The following is a 12,674-nucleotide window of genomic DNA, read 5'->3' on the forward strand; positions in this document are numbered from 1 at the left end:
GGGAAACACTGACAGCGCCCCCGGGGCGCAAGGAGGCTCCATGACCTCATCCACTGCGGGATCCCTCCCCAGCCTCGGCGAGCAGATGCTGCGCCGCCGACCGGTGACGGGAGCTCCCGTCGCCCATGGCGCCTCCGAGAACCTCAAGCGGAGCATCGGCACCTTCCAGCTGATGATGTTCGGCGTCGGCGCCACGGTCGGTACCGGCATCTTCTTCGTGCTCGCCGACGCGGTCCCCGAGGCGGGCCCCGCGGTGATCATCTCCTTCCTGATCGCCGGGCTGGCCGCCGGGCTCTCGGCGATCTGCTACGCCGAGCTGGCCTCCTCGGTTCCGGTGTCGGGGTCGACGTACTCCTACGCGTACACCACGATGGGCGAGTTCGTGGCCATGGGCGTGGCCGCCTGCCTGCTGCTGGAGTACGGGGTGTCGATCTCGGCGGTGGCCGTCGGCTGGAGCGGCTACCTGAACAAGCTGCTGGACAACGTCTTCGGCTTCCAGATCCCCCAGGCGTTTTCGGCGGCACCGTGGGACGACCCCTCGGGGCTGGTGAACCTGCCGGCGGTGGTGCTGATCGTGATGTGTGCGCTGCTGCTGATCCGCGGGGCCAGCGAGTCGGCGGTGGTCAACACCATCATGGTGATCATCAAACTCGGCGTGCTGGCGATGTTCGTCGTCATCGCGCTCACCGCCTACAACGCCGACCATTTCGCCGGCTTCATGGACAAGGGCTGGCACGGGGTCACCGCGGCGGCGGCGACCATCTTCTTCTCGTTCATCGGCCTCGATGCGGTCTCGACCGCCGGGGACGAGGTGAAGAACCCGCAGAAGGCCATGCCGCGGGCCATCATCGGTGCCCTGCTGATCGTCACGACGGTGTACGTACTCGTCGCCTTCGCCGGGATCGGTTCGCAGCCCGCCGAGGAATTCGGTTCTCCCGAGCAGAAGAGCGCCGGGCTGTCGGTGATCCTGGAGAACATCACCGGCGGCACGTGGGCCAGTACGATCCTGGCCGCCGGGGCGGTGATCTCGATCTTCTCGGTGACCCTGGTGGTGATGTACGGCCAGACCCGCATCCTGTTCGCGATGGGCCGCGACGGGCTGCTGCCGGCGATGTTCGCCAAGGTCAGCCCCCGCACCATGACACCGGTGAACAACACCGTCGTGGTGGCGGTGGTGACCGGGATCCTGGCGGGCTTCATCCCGCTGAGCTATCTGCTGGACATGGTCTCGATCGGCACCCTGGTGGCGTTCATCGTGGTCTCCCTCGGGGTGATCATCCTGCGCACGCGGGAGCCGGACCTGCCGCGCGCGTTCAAGGTGCCCTTCTACCCCGTGGTCCCGGTGCTCTCGGTGCTGGCCTGCCTGTGGGTGCTCTCGGGCCTGCACTGGACGACCTGGGTGTGGTTCGGTCTGTGGGTCGGTGCCGCCCTGATCTTCTATCTGGCGTGGGGCCGCCGCCACAGCGCGCTCAACGACAGCGGTGGCGCGGTGGGTTCGATCGCCGACGCGCTCGAGGAACCCCGGTGACCGTCGCGGTCGGCTACCTGGCCGGCAAGTGCGGTCACGCGCCGCTGAACCTGGCCGTCGAGGTCGCCCGGATGCTGCGGTCACCGCTGGTGGTGGTGACGGTGGTACCCAAACCGTGGACCACGCCCTCACAGGCCCGGGTCGACGCCGAGTACGCGGCCTTCGCCGCGAAGCTGGGCGCGCAGTCCGAGGAGGAGGCGCGCGGCTACTTCGCGGCGAAGGCGCCCGATCTGGATATCAGCTACCGCCAGGTGACCAGCCGGACCGCCGGTGACGGGCTGCTCGACGCCGTCGAGGAGATCGGGGTCGAGGTGCTGGTGGTGGGGTCCTCGTCCGACGGCGCCCTGGGCCAGGTGGTGCTCGGTTCGACCACCGACTGGCTGCTGCACGCCTCCCCGGTTCCGGTGGCGATCAGCCCGCGCGGCTACCGCGGCTCCCGGTCCGGAGCCGTGAGCCGGGTGACCTTCGCGCACTCCGGCACACCCGAGTCGGTCCGTGCCGTCGGCCGGATGGCACGGCTGTGCACGCGCTGTCACATCGCGATGCGGGTGGTCAGTTTCGCCATCCGCGGTCGCACCATGTACCCGCCCGAGGTCGGCCTGCACGCCGAGGACACCCTGCTGGCCGCCCTGGCCGGCGACCTGGAGCAGATGCTGGCCGGGCTCAAGGCCGAGGGCGTGGTGCCCGAGGACGTGGCCACGCAGGTGGTGACGGGCAACGGTTGGGGTGAGGCGCTGGACTCCACCGAGTGGCAGGACGGCGAGCTGCTGGCGGTCGGGACCACCTCGCGGCTGAGCATCAAGAGCGTCTTCCTGGGTTCCCGGGGGGCGAAGATCATCCGGTACAGCCCGGTTCCGGTGCTCGTGCTGCCCGGATAGCGGCCGGGGCGCTCAGTACTTCATCACGCCGCGGTCCACGGCGATCTGTGAACCCGAGATCGTCGACGAGGCGTCGCCGGCCAGCCAGGCCACCACGTCGGCGACCTCCTCGGCCGACATGAACTCCGCGCGCCCCTTGTCGCCGTCGCTGCCCACCCGCCGGTAGGGCATCGGCGCGAAACTGTGCAGGAAACTGGGATGCTTGCCGAGGATCTCCATCATCGAATCGTTCTCGATCATCGGGGTGGCCACCGAGTACGGGTGGATGGAGTTCACTCGGATGCCGTACTCGCCGGCCTCCAGGGCCAACGAGTTGGTCAGGGCCGTCAGACCGTGTTTGGACGCCGAGTAGTGCCCGTTGCCCGGAGTGGCCTTCACCCCCGCCGAGGAGCTGACGATCACGACGGATCCGCCGTTGCCCGCTTCGATCATCGCCGGGACCACCGCGCGCACGGTACGCCAGGTGCCGGTCAGGTTGACGTCGATGACGGTGTTCCACTGGTCGTCGGTCAGTTCCCACAACCGTCCCCAGCTCAGCACGCCGGCGTTGGCGACCAGGATGTCCAGCCGGCCGAACTGCTCCACGCCGTCGGCCACCAGCGCGCGCAGCGCCGCGTCGTCGCGGACATCGACCTTACGGGCCAACACCTTACGGCCGTGGGCCTCCACGGCCCGCGCGGTCTCCTCCAGGTCCTCCGGCGTCGCCGCCGCGTACGGGACGGTCTCCGAGACCGGCCCGCAGATATCGGAGGCGATGATGTCGGCACCCTCGGCGGCCAACCGAACCGCATGTGCCCGGCCCTGGCCGCGCGCGGCCCCGGTCACGAAGGCCACCCGGCCCTCCAGGGGCGCACCATCTGCCGTCATCGCCAGTCCTTTCGCCGGTGGTCAGCGGAGCTTCCAGGCCAGGCTAACAGCCGAACTAGAACGTGTTCTAGGTAGTCGGAGATCTCGGCCAGGGACGCCACGAACCGAGCGGGAGTCACAGCTCGGCGATGATCTCCCGCCGCTTGGCGGCGTACTCGGCCTCGGTGACCGCGCCGGTGGCGCGCAGCGTCTCCAGCTCCTGCAGCCGTTGGGCGGTCGACGGCTCGGGTGGACCCGTCGGTGCGGGCCCCGCCGCGGGCGCGGGATCGGGCACCGAGCCGTGCGCCGCGGCGGCGCGGCGCACCACCGCCATCACCTGATGGCGCACCGCCGGGTTGGAGCGGATGTCGATGGTGCCGCGCATCGGAATGCGGTGGGCCCGCAGGATCTGCATGATCTCCAGCAGCGGCCCGGGCTGGCCGGACAGGTCGTAGGTCCGGTTGTCCTCGTCCAGGGTGAACTCGGCGGGTACCGCTCCGCTGATCAACGCGCTTCGGTCCCAGTCGATCTGGTATTCGTTGGTGGACGGGTCGACCAACACCGCCAGTTTGCGTCCGGTGATGACGGGCAGCCGCGTCACCGAGGCGATCACGCGGTCGGTGGTGGTGAACGGCGTCAGGCCCGCACCGGAGACGCGCAGGTCGATCGTGACCAGGGGCCGGTCGTTGATCCGGGTCCCGGTCTCGGCGATGCCCAGCACCTCGGCCAGCGCGAGCACCCCGTGCTGCTCCAGGCGGTCGTTCTTGGCGGCCGAGCGGGCGCCGTAGCTCGCCAGGGCCAGCGCGGCGAGGACGTCGACGGCGGTCACCAGCAACCCGACCCAGAACATCCATTTCAGCACCGAGGGCTGATCCAGCGCGAAGAAGACGATCAGGAAGATCGGCCCGACCAGTCCCCCGCACAGCAGCACGAACGCCTGTGCCTTGACGTAGCGCATCAACATCGGTCGGCCCCTCGACTCGGCGGCGCATTCGGGAGCAAGCGTAGCCCCGCCGCCACGAAGACAGAAGCGGCCGGAGTGAACGTGACCACGGAAGAGGGCCGGCCACAGGCGTAGCCGCCCGTGCAATGCAGAAGTGGCGCCCACCCTTTCGGGTGAGCGCCACTTCCGGTTCGCGTGTGCGCCTAGATCACATTCAGGAGCCTGTCGGCGGAGCCGACGACTACTTCAGGATCTTGGTGACCCGGCCGGCGCCGACGGTGCGGCCGCCCTCGCGGATCGCGAAGCGCAGGCCCTCGTCCATGGCGACGGGCTGGATCAGCTTGACGGAGATGTCGGTGTTGTCACCGGGCATCACCATCTCGGTCCCCTCCGGCAGCGTCACCACACCGGTCACGTCGGTGGTGCGGAAGTAGAACTGCGGACGGTAGTTGTTGAAGAACGGCGTGTGCCGACCGCCCTCGTCCTTGGACAGGATGTAGACCTGGCCCTCGAAGTCGGTGTGCGGCGTGGTGGTGCCGGGCTTGGTCACGACCTGGCCGCGCTCGACGTCCTCACGCTTGATGCCGCGCAGCAGCAGACCGACGTTGTCGCCGGCCTGGCCCTGGTCGAGCAGCTTGCGGAACATCTCGACACCGGTGACCGTGGTCTTGGTGGTGTCGGGGCGGATGCCGACGATCTCGACTTCCTCGTTGACGTTGATGATGCCGCGCTCCACACGACCGGTGACCACGGTGCCGCGGCCGGTGATGGTGAAGACGTCCTCGACGGGCATCAGGAACGGCTTGTCGGTTTCACGGACCGGGTCCGGGATGGACTCGTCGACGGCCTCCATCAGATCCTCGACGGACTTGACCCACTGCGGGTCACCCTCGAGGGCCTTCAGCGCGGACACCTTGATGACCGGCGCCTCCTCGTCGAAGTCCTGGGCGGCCAGCAGCTCGCGGACCTCCATCTCGACGAGCTCGATGAGCTCCTCGTCCTCGACCATGTCGGCCTTGTTCAGCGCGACCAGGATGTAGGGCACGCCGACCTGGCGGGCCAGCAGCACGTGCTCGCGGGTCTGCGGCATCGGACCGTCGGTGGCGGCGACCACCAGGATCGCGCCGTCCATCTGGGCGGCACCGGTGATCATGTTCTTGATGTAGTCGGCGTGGCCCGGGGCGTCGACGTGCGCGTAGTGACGCTTGTCGGTCTGGTACTCCACGTGGGAGATGTTGATGGTGATACCGCGCTGACGCTCCTCGGGCGCATTGTCGATCTGGTCGAATGCGCGCGACTCGTTCAACTCGGGGAACTTGTCGTGCAGAACCTTGGTGATAGCTGCGGTCAGCGTGGTCTTGCCGTGGTCAACGTGACCAATGGTCCCGATGTTGACGTGCGGCTTCGTCCGCTCGAACTTCGCCTTCGCCACTTCAGTGTCCTCCTGGACTGTGTTGGTGCTTTGGTAAAAGCAGTGTTGTTTTCTTCAGTTGTGTGGTCCCGCGGGACCACCGGGGATCACTCCCCGGTCGCCTTCGCGCTGCCCATTGCTCGACTCCGCGCGCGCTCGCTGGCGCTCACTCGCCCGTCGCCTTCGCGATGATCTCCTTCGCCACCTGCGCCGGGACTTCGGCGTAGGAGTCGAACACCATGGAGTAGTTCGCCCGGCCCTGGGTCTTCGACCGGAGGTCGCCGACGTAGCCGAACATCTCCGACAACGGCACCTGAGCCTTGACGACCCGGGCACCGCTGCGCTCCTCCATGGCCTGGATCTGACCACGGCGGGAGTTCAGGTCGCCGATCACGTCACCCATGTAGTCCTCGGGCGTGGTGACCTCGACGGCCATGATCGGTTCCATGATGACCGGCTGTGCCTGTCCGGCAGCCTTCTTCAGCACCTGGGAACCGGCGATCTTGAACGCCATCTCCGAGGAGTCGACGTCGTGATAGGCACCGTCGAGCAGGGTGACCTTCAGGTTCACCAGCGGGTAGCCGGCCAACACGCCGTACTGCATGGCGTCCTGGGCGCCGGCGTCCACCGACGGGATGTACTCGCGCGGGATCCGGCCGCCGGTGACCTTGTTCTCGAACTCGTAGGTCGCACCGTCCTCGCCGACGAACGGCTCGAGGTTGATGATCACCTTGGCGAACTGACCCGAGCCACCCGTCTGCTTCTTGTGGGTGAACTCGACGTTGGACACGGCGCGGCGGATCGTCTCGCGGTAGGCCACCTGCGGCTTACCGACGTTGGCCTCCACCTTGAACTCGCGCTTCATGCGGTCCACCAGGATGTCCAGGTGCAACTCGCCCATGCCGCCGATGACGGTCTGGCCGGTCTCCTGATCCAGGTGCACCTTGAAGGTCGGATCCTCCTCGGCGAGCTTCTGGATCGACAGCGACAGCTTCTCCTGGTCGCTCTTGGTCTTCGGCTCGATGGCCACCTCGATGACCGGATCCGGGAAGGTCATCGACTCCAGCACGATCTGATCGTTGGGGTCGCTCAGGGTGTCACCGGTGGTGGTGTCCTTCAGCCCGATCACCGCGTAGATGTGGCCGGCCGACGCCCGCTCGACGGGGTTCTCCTTGTTGGAGTGCATCTGGAACAGCTTGCCCAGCCGCTCCTTCTTGCCCTTCGTCGCGTTCATCACCTGGCTGCCGGACTCGACCGTGCCCGAGTAGACGCGGACGTAGGTCAGCTTCCCGAAGAACGGGTGGCTGGCGACCTTGAAGGCCAGCGCCGAGAACGGTTCCTCGGTCGAGGGCCGGCGATCGGCGATCACGTCCTCGTTGCCCGGCGGGTGACCCTGGGCGGCCGGCACGTCCAGCGGCGACGGCAGGTAGTCGATGACGGCGTCGAGCATGGGCTGCACGCCCTTGTTCTTGAATGCGCTGCCGCACAGCACCGGGTAGGCCTCGCTGGTGATCGTCAGCTTGCGGATCGCGCCCTTGATCTCGTCGATCGAGAGCTCCTCGCCGCCGAGGTACTTCTCCAGCAGTGACTCGTCGGTCTCGGCGACCGCCTCGATCAGCTTGGTGCGGTACTCCTCGGCCTTGTCGGCCAGATCGGCCGGGATCTCGACGACGTCGTACTTCTCCCCGAGCTTGGCCTCCGCACTCCACACCTTGGCGTTCATCTCGACCAGGTCGATGATGCCCTGGAAGTCGCTCTCGGCGCCGATCGGCAGCTGGATGGGGATGACGTTGGCGCCCAGGCGCTCCTCCATGGTGCGCACCGAGAAGTAGAAGTCGGCACCGAGCTTGTCCATCTTGTTGACGAAGCAGATGCGCGGCACGTCGTACTTGTCGGCCTGGCGCCAGACCTGCTCGGACTGCGGCTCGACGCCCTCCTTGCCGTCGAAGACGGCCACGGCACCGTCGAGCACGCGCAGGCTGCGCTCCACCTCGACGGTGAAGTCGACGTGCCCGGGGGTGTCGATCAGGTTGATCTGGTGGTCGCTCCAGAAGCAGGTGGTGGCGGCCGAGGTGATGGTGATACCCCGCTCCTGCTCCTGCTCCATCCAGTCCATGACGGCGGCACCGTCGTGGACCTCACCGATCTTGTAGCTGATCCCGGTGTAGAAAAGGATGCGCTCGGTCGTCGTCGTCTTGCCGGCATCGATGTGCGCCATGATGCCGATGTTGCGGACCTTGTTCAGGTCGGTCAGCACGTCCTGTGCCACGGCTGTCTTCCCACTCTCTGGCTAATCAGTTCGGTGTAGTAGTTGCCCCCGGTCCCGCGACACTGCATCCGCCGGGGACATGAATCACCAGCGGTAGTGCGCGAAGGCCCGGTTCGCCTCGGCCATCTTGTGGGTGTCCTCACGACGCTTGACGGAGGCACCCAGGCCGTTGCTGGCGTCGAGGATCTCGTTGGCCAGCCGCTCGACCATGGTCTTCTCCCGACGCTGACGGGAGAAGCTGACCAGCCAGCGCAGCGCCAGCGTGGTCGAACGGTCCGGGCGAACCTCGACCGGCACCTGATAGGTGGCGCCACCGACGCGGCGGCTGCGCACCTCCAGGGCGGGCTTGACGTTGTCGAGCGCGCGCTTGAGGGTGACCACCGGGTCGGTGCCGGTCTTGTCGCGGGCCTGCTCCAGCGCACCATAGACAATGCGCTCAGCCAGCGATTTCTTCCCCTCCATCAGGATTTTATTGACCAGCTGGGTGACCAGCTGCGACCCGTACACCGGGTCGTTGACCAACGGGCGCTTCGGCGCGGGCCCCTTGCGCGGCATCAGCTCTTCTCCTTCTTGGCGCCGTAGCGGCTACGGGCCTGCTTGCGGTTCTTGACACCCTGGGTGTCCAGCGAGCCGCGGATGATCTTGTAGCGCACACCCGGCAGGTCCTTCACACGACCACCACGCACCAGCACCATCGAGTGCTCCTGCAGGTTGTGGCCCTCGCCCGGGATGTAGGCGGTGACCTCGACCTGGCTGGTCAGCTTCACGCGCGCGACCTTCCGAAGTGCCGAGTTCGGCTTCTTCGGGGTGGTGGTGTACACGCGGGTGCACACGCCGCGACGCTGCGGGCTGCCCTTGAGGGCCGCGGTCTTCACCTTGGCGATCTTGTCGCGGCGGCCCTTGCGGACGAGCTGCTGGATGGTTGGCATCTACCGGCTTTCTGTCTTCTTCTTGGTTACTACTTGGTATGTTGTGCTGTTTTCAGGTCTGTGTACTGCAGTTATGTCCCGGTCGACTCCCCCGCGACCGGGCGTGTCGCACACGCTCACACCGAACGGATCGATGCGAATCTTGCACATGCGAATTGGCCCGCCGTGCGCGCAAGCTGACCGTTTGTCGTCGTTCTACGGTCGCGAGCGCCCATCTCGGCCAGGCACGAGCTACCACGATACCAGGGCTGTGCAGCCCGACAAAACCTGCTGCTGACAGCGCTTCCCGCAGGTCAGATGCACCCCCGCTGGGGTGTCCGAAGCGCCTGTCTCCAAGTGTGGACCGACGGTGTGCGCCGAGGGCTGCCGCAGCGACTGCGCCGAAGTCTAGTGCCTGTGCTCCATGCCCGCAGCAAGGCGCAACACCATGTCGGTGAACACGGCGTCGGTGTCCACCCCGTTCATCACCCCGGTCATCTCCAACAGCACGAAGCCGTGCAGCGCCGACCAGAACTCCAGGGAGGCGTAGAACGCGTCCTCGCCCTCCACACCGTAGGACTCCAGCACCGCCATCACCGGGCCGGCCGCGGCCTTGGTGGCCTCGGAGTACTCCGGGTCGTCCCCGCCCAGCGGCATCCGGGTGAACGCCGAATAGCGGCCGGGGTGGTGATGGGCGTAGCTGCGGTAGGCGCTGGCCATCACCAGGACCGCGTCGTCGCGGGTCCGGCCCTCACCGGCGGTGTTCAGCATGGAGATGATGTCGTCGACCACGCGCACCCGCACCGTGCGGCGCAGGTCCTCCAGGCTGTGCACGTGGTTGTACAGCGAGGGCCCCTTGGTGCCGAGGTGGGTGGCCAGCGCGTTGATGGTCAGGGCGTCCCAGCCCTCCCGGTCCAGGAAGCTCAGCGCGGCGTTGACGATGACGTCGCGGCTGAGCTTGGCCGGCCGCGATCCCGCGCGCGGCCGGGCACCGGCCTGCGGAGATTCGGGCCGAGCTGCCATGGCGGGGGGTCCTTCGGGTCGGGTGCGCTGGTGGGGAGGTTCGGGGTTCCCGTCGCTGGGGCGTCGGGGCCCGGGCGCGAGGTGGACGTGCGAGGTGGACGTCTGAGGTTGAGGCGCGAGGTGGACGGGCACGTTGACTAATGACTCTAGTTGACCGGTACCGCCGCATCGCGGAGCCCGGCCGGAACGCCCCAGTGACGGCGCCGCGGTGCCGTAGGCTCGGGCGCACGGGTCGGTCGGGGGCGGGTCAACACGGTCGGGATCACACGGTTGAGGAGCGGACATGAGACGGGCAGCAGCGGCGATGGGGACGGCCGCCCTGGCGTTTGCGGTGGTGCCGGCGGCGGGGACGACGGCCGGGATGCCGACGGCCGCCGCCAAGAACGGCGACACCCACATCACCTCGATCGGGTCGACCCAGACCGTCGACTGCAACAACGCGACGCTGTTCGTCAACGGCTCCTACAACGTCATCACCGCGGTCGGCAGCTGCTGGGCGGTGACCATGCAGGGCTCCTACAACACCGTGATCGCCGACAACGTGGTCAACGACATCACGGTGTACGGCTTCGATCAGACCGCCCTGTACAAGTCGGGCAGTCCCGCCGAGATCGACCGCGGCCGCGAGCTCGGCATGACCAACCGCATCGGCCGGGTGCCGGCCTAGCTGTCCGGGCCGCCACCTCTCGGGCCGCACCCGGGGCCCAGCCCCTTCCACAGCCCCTTCGACAGCCCCTTCGACAGCCCCTTCGACAGCCCCTTCGACAGCCCCTTCGACAGCCCCTTCGACAGCCCCTTCGACGAAGCGAGGAACCTATGCGCACCACCCGTTTTGCCCTGACCCTGGCCGCCGCGGCGGCCGTCGTCGGCCTCGCGGGCTGCGGGGGCGACTCCGAGGACGGATCGGGGAACGACACCGGGGCCCCGACGGCCACCGCCGGGACGTCCGGAGCCCAGGTCGAGATCGGCAACACCGTCAACTACGGATCGTTCGGCACCACCGCCGAGATCGACTGCGGCCAGGGCAAGTCGCTGAACGTGGGCGGCTCGAACAACACCCTGACCGTGCGGGGCACCTGCTCGTCGGTCAACGTCGGCGGGGCCGACAACAAGATCACCCTGGAGCGCGTCGACAACGACCTGTCGGTGGTCGGCCTCAACAACACGATCACCTACAAGGACGGCAGCCCCAAGATCAACAACCTCGGGTCGGGCAACAGCATCGACAAGGGCTGAACCGACGGGGCTGAATCGACGGGCTGAATCGACGGGGGCTGACCGGCCCCGGTCAGGCCTTTCCGCCGTGCCGGCCGGCGCCGTCGGCAAACCGTTTGGCGCCGGCGAGCAGTTCCGCGGCGACCCGGTTCAGGCTGCCGAACTCGACGTCCATGGCCTCGGACTCGGCCATGCCCCACTGACCGAGCGCCGAGAGCCGGTCCGAACGCAGGCACAGCTGGGGCAGCTGCGCCAGTTCGGCCGCGAGCTCCTCGGCCTTCTCCCGTGCCCGGCCGATGGCCACCACCCGGTTGGCCAGCCCGATCGCCAGCGCCTCCCCCGCATCGACACTGCGCCCGGTCAGGATCATGTCCATCGCCCGGCCGTGTCCGATGAGCCGGGGCAGCCGGACCGTGCCGCCGTCGATCAGCGGCACACCCCAGCGCCGGCAGAACACCCCGAACACGGCGTCCTCCTCGGCGACCCGAAGATCGCACCACAGCGCGAGTTCCAGCCCGCCGGCGACCGCGTAGCCGCTGACCGCGGCGATGACCGGCTTGGACAGCACCATGCGCGTCGGGCCCATCGGCCCGGGACCGCTGGCCTGCGTGGGGTTGCTCTCGGCGGTCCCGATGGCCTTGAGATCCGCTCCGGCGCAGAATGTTCCGCCGTCGCCCCACAGCACGGCCACCGACGCGGAGTCGTCGGCGTCGAACTCCGAGAAGGCCTCGAACAACGCCATGGCGGTGGGACCGTCGACGGCGTTGCGGGCCTTCGGCCGGTTCAGGATCACCGTGGTCACCGGGCCGTTGCGCTCGACGCGCACGCCCTCGCTGTGGGGTCCGGTCATGGTTCCACTGTCCATCACCGCACCGCCCCGGGTCCAGGTTTCGCCGGTTCGCGGTCCGCGTCACACCCCGCCCGATCACTCGCCCGATCACTCGCCCGGTCACGCTGCCCCGCGAGTTCCGCGGCGAACTCGGTGTAGGCGACGCGCAGACCGTCCCCCGGCCACCCGGGCGGCAAGAGGGCCTCGGGCAGAACCGGGTCGGCGAGCAGATGGCGCACGATGGCCGCGGCGGCCACGAAGCGCTCCGGCACGTCGGCGGCGCCGGCCATCTCCTCGAGAAGTTCGCCGGCGGTGCGCGCCCAGCCGGTCAGGTCCCACAGCGCACCGGCCAGCCCGGCGGGGTCGTCGTCGACGCTGCACAGCACCCGCGAACGCGCCCGCACCGCCGGCGGAAGTTCGAACTCCAGGTTGTCCGGCCGCAGCCACACTCCCTCACGCAACTCACCGAACCTGCTTTCCTGCAGCGACTTCCGCAGGGAGGCCCGGGTACGGGGATCGATACCGACGCTGGTGATCACCACGGTGACCCAGCCACCGTCCCAGGGGTGCAGCCGCGGGTGCAGCGCGTCGTCCTGGCGGCGCTGACGGGCCAGCAGCCGGTCCGAGAGCCGGTAGCCGTCGGCCGAGCGGACCAGATCCCCCGCGCTGACCATCCTGGTCAGCGCCACCCGCAGGGTGGGTTCGCGGATCTCGAAATCGGCGGTCAGCCGCACCAGGTCGGCGGCGCTGGCCCAGGCCGGGTGCGCGCCGAGCAGCACCGAGAGCACCACCGATCGCGCCGTCATCCGGCCGGCGGGCGCCAC

At 68.3% G+C, this 12,674-nt stretch carries 13 protein-coding genes; 4 read left to right on the top strand and 9 right to left on the bottom strand.

Going from position 1 to position 12,674, the window contains the following annotated elements; all coding sequences use genetic code 11:
- Positions 1–40: 40 nt before the first annotated feature.
- Positions 41–1,528 (top strand): amino acid permease, encoded by a 1,488-nt coding sequence (locus CSR00_RS13445; protein WP_099022906.1) that lies wholly within the window; start codon positions 41–43, stop codon positions 1,526–1,528.
- Positions 1,525–2,406 (top strand): universal stress protein, encoded by an 882-nt coding sequence (locus tag CSR00_RS13450; protein WP_099022907.1) that lies wholly within the window; start codon positions 1,525–1,527, stop codon positions 2,404–2,406. Before CSR00_RS13445 ends, CSR00_RS13450 begins: the two co-directional genes overlap by 4 nt.
- A 12-nt stretch (positions 2,407–2,418) precedes the next feature.
- Here CSR00_RS13450 and CSR00_RS13455 read toward each other — a convergent pair whose 3' ends face one another.
- From CSR00_RS13455 to CSR00_RS13485, 7 genes are all read right to left on the bottom strand, one after another.
- Positions 2,419–3,273 (bottom strand): mycofactocin-coupled SDR family oxidoreductase, encoded by an 855-nt coding sequence (locus CSR00_RS13455; protein WP_099022908.1) that lies wholly within the window; start codon positions 3,271–3,273, stop codon positions 2,419–2,421.
- 115 nt (positions 3,274–3,388) lie between these two features.
- Positions 3,389–4,216: an SHOCT domain-containing protein gene (locus CSR00_RS13460; RefSeq protein ID WP_099022909.1), complete on the bottom strand. Its 828-nt coding sequence runs from the start codon at positions 4,214–4,216 to the stop codon at positions 3,389–3,391.
- Positions 4,217–4,436: 220 nt separating this feature from the next.
- Entirely contained in the window at positions 4,437–5,627 is a 1,191-nt protein-coding gene (gene tuf / locus CSR00_RS13465; RefSeq protein WP_099022910.1) for an elongation factor Tu, read from the bottom strand.
- A 145-nt stretch (positions 5,628–5,772) separates the two neighbouring features.
- Complete coding sequence (gene fusA, locus CSR00_RS13470) at positions 5,773–7,875, bottom strand: elongation factor G (RefSeq protein ID WP_099022911.1); 2,103 nt, start codon at positions 7,873–7,875, stop codon at positions 5,773–5,775.
- 84 nt (positions 7,876–7,959) lie between these two features.
- Positions 7,960–8,430, bottom strand: a complete 471-nt coding sequence (rpsG, locus tag CSR00_RS13475; protein ID WP_099022912.1) for a 30S ribosomal protein S7 — start codon at positions 8,428–8,430, stop codon at positions 7,960–7,962.
- Positions 8,430–8,804 (bottom strand): 30S ribosomal protein S12, encoded by a 375-nt coding sequence (gene rpsL / locus CSR00_RS13480; RefSeq protein ID WP_007167812.1) that lies wholly within the window; start codon positions 8,802–8,804, stop codon positions 8,430–8,432. Before rpsL ends, rpsG begins: the two co-directional genes overlap by 1 nt.
- Before the next feature lie 387 nt (positions 8,805–9,191).
- On the bottom strand, positions 9,192–9,806 hold the full coding sequence (locus tag CSR00_RS13485) for a TetR/AcrR family transcriptional regulator (RefSeq protein ID WP_099022913.1): 615 nt from the start codon (positions 9,804–9,806) through the stop codon (positions 9,192–9,194).
- A gap of 361 nt (positions 9,807–10,167) precedes the next feature.
- Here CSR00_RS13485 and CSR00_RS13490 point away from each other — a divergent pair, with 361 nt between their 5' ends.
- Entirely contained in the window at positions 10,168–10,473 is a 306-nt protein-coding gene (locus CSR00_RS13490; RefSeq protein WP_245905999.1) for a DUF3060 domain-containing protein, read from the top strand.
- Positions 10,474–10,622: 149 nt separating this feature from the next.
- Positions 10,623–11,042: a DUF3060 domain-containing protein gene (locus CSR00_RS13495; protein ID WP_099022915.1), complete on the top strand. Its 420-nt coding sequence runs from the start codon at positions 10,623–10,625 to the stop codon at positions 11,040–11,042.
- A 52-nt stretch (positions 11,043–11,094) separates the two neighbouring features.
- Here the strand turns inward: CSR00_RS13495 and CSR00_RS13500 are convergent, their stop codons facing one another.
- The gene (locus CSR00_RS13500) at positions 11,095–11,871 is read right to left on the bottom strand and encodes a crotonase/enoyl-CoA hydratase family protein (RefSeq protein WP_176562048.1); all 777 of its coding nucleotides are present in this window, start codon (positions 11,869–11,871) and stop codon (positions 11,095–11,097) included.
- Between the two features lie 14 nt (positions 11,872–11,885).
- A complete protein-coding gene (locus CSR00_RS13505; RefSeq protein WP_099022934.1) occupies positions 11,886–12,656 on the bottom strand; it encodes a PaaX family transcriptional regulator C-terminal domain-containing protein in 771 nt (256 codons plus the stop codon).
- Positions 12,657–12,674: the final 18 nt, after the last annotated feature.

The sequence above is a fragment of the Mycolicibacterium palauense genome (assembly GCF_002592005.1).
Classification (GTDB): domain Bacteria; phylum Actinomycetota; class Actinomycetes; order Mycobacteriales; family Mycobacteriaceae; genus Mycobacterium; species Mycobacterium palauense.

Excerpts from the sequence above, each read along its gene's own strand:
- rpsG (WP_099022912.1), bottom strand. The coding sequence starts at position 8,430 with ATGCCGCGCAAGGGGCCCGCGCCGAAGCGCCCGTTGGTCAACGACCCG.
- CSR00_RS13505 (WP_099022934.1), bottom strand. The coding sequence starts at position 12,656 with ATGACGGCGCGATCGGTGGTGCTCTCGGTGCTGCTCGGCGCGCACCCG.
- CSR00_RS13455 (WP_099022908.1), bottom strand. The coding sequence starts at position 3,273 with ATGACGGCAGATGGTGCGCCCCTGGAGGGCCGGGTGGCCTTCGTGACC.
- CSR00_RS13460 (WP_099022909.1), bottom strand. The coding sequence starts at position 4,216 with ATGTTGATGCGCTACGTCAAGGCACAGGCGTTCGTGCTGCTGTGCGGG.
- CSR00_RS13485 (WP_099022913.1), bottom strand. The coding sequence starts at position 9,806 with ATGGCAGCTCGGCCCGAATCTCCGCAGGCCGGTGCCCGGCCGCGCGCG.
- CSR00_RS13445 (WP_099022906.1), top strand. The coding sequence starts at position 41 with ATGACCTCATCCACTGCGGGATCCCTCCCCAGCCTCGGCGAGCAGATG.
- CSR00_RS13495 (WP_099022915.1), top strand. The coding sequence starts at position 10,623 with ATGCGCACCACCCGTTTTGCCCTGACCCTGGCCGCCGCGGCGGCCGTC.
- rpsL (WP_007167812.1), bottom strand. The coding sequence starts at position 8,804 with ATGCCAACCATCCAGCAGCTCGTCCGCAAGGGCCGCCGCGACAAGATC.
- CSR00_RS13490 (WP_245905999.1), top strand. The coding sequence starts at position 10,168 with ATGCCGACGGCCGCCGCCAAGAACGGCGACACCCACATCACCTCGATC.
- CSR00_RS13500 (WP_176562048.1), bottom strand. The coding sequence starts at position 11,871 with ATGACCGGACCCCACAGCGAGGGCGTGCGCGTCGAGCGCAACGGCCCG.